General features: G+C 47.2%; 2 tRNA genes and 2 rRNA genes. All 4 read right to left on the reverse strand.

Features of this window, described 5'->3' with window-relative positions:
- Positions 1-94: ribosomal RNA gene (locus GWQ22_RS21730) — 23S ribosomal RNA — on the reverse strand; the annotation flags it as partial.
- A gap of 241 nt (positions 95-335) precedes the next feature.
- Positions 336-411 (reverse strand) — tRNA-Ala (locus GWQ22_RS21735).
- Between the two features lie 16 nt (positions 412-427).
- Positions 428-504: transfer RNA gene (locus tag GWQ22_RS21740), tRNA-Ile, on the reverse strand.
- Positions 505-575: 71 nt separating this feature from the next.
- Positions 576-652 (reverse strand): 16S ribosomal RNA (locus tag GWQ22_RS21745); the annotation flags it as partial.

The following is a 652-nucleotide window of genomic DNA, read 5'->3' on the forward strand; positions in this document are numbered from 1 at the left end:
TCTTACCGACTTCTCACAGCTTATCGCAGGTTAGTACGTCCTTCATCGCCTCTGACTGCCAAGGCATCCACCATGTACGCTTAGTCACTTAACCATACAACCCCAAGAAGTGTCGTCGAAACAACGCGTCTTGTTGAAGTACAACAAGGACCAAAATAAATTTTGGTTTTCGCCAAGAAGTTTCCAAAGCACTTGTAACAAATGTTTGAGAACTACTTTTTAAATCAGCTTTCCAGATTGTTAAAGAGCAAACTTCATAAAGAAGTCAAAGGCATAGATTGAACGTCAAGGCTCAATGCATGGCTTTTGCTTCTCGTAAAATACAGTACCGATTATGGTGGAGCTATGCGGGATCGAACCGCAGACCTCCTGCGTGCAAAGCAGGCGCTCTCCCAGCTGAGCTATAGCCCCATAATCGCGGACGAAGTGGTGGGTCTGAGTGGACTCGAACCACCGACCTCACCCTTATCAGGGGTGCGCTCTAACCACCTGAGCTACAGACCCACTTCGTGTACTGTCTCTAAACTTGAATCAAGGCAATCTGTGTGAACACTCAACAACACGACATCTTAAGGTAAGGAGGTGATCCAACCCCAGGTTCCCCTAGGGTTACCTTGTTACGACTTCACCCCAGTCATGAATCACACCGTGG

This window comes from Aeromonas sp. 1HA1, from assembly GCF_029237385.1.
Lineage (GTDB): Bacteria > Pseudomonadota > Gammaproteobacteria > Enterobacterales > Aeromonadaceae > Aeromonas > Aeromonas popoffii.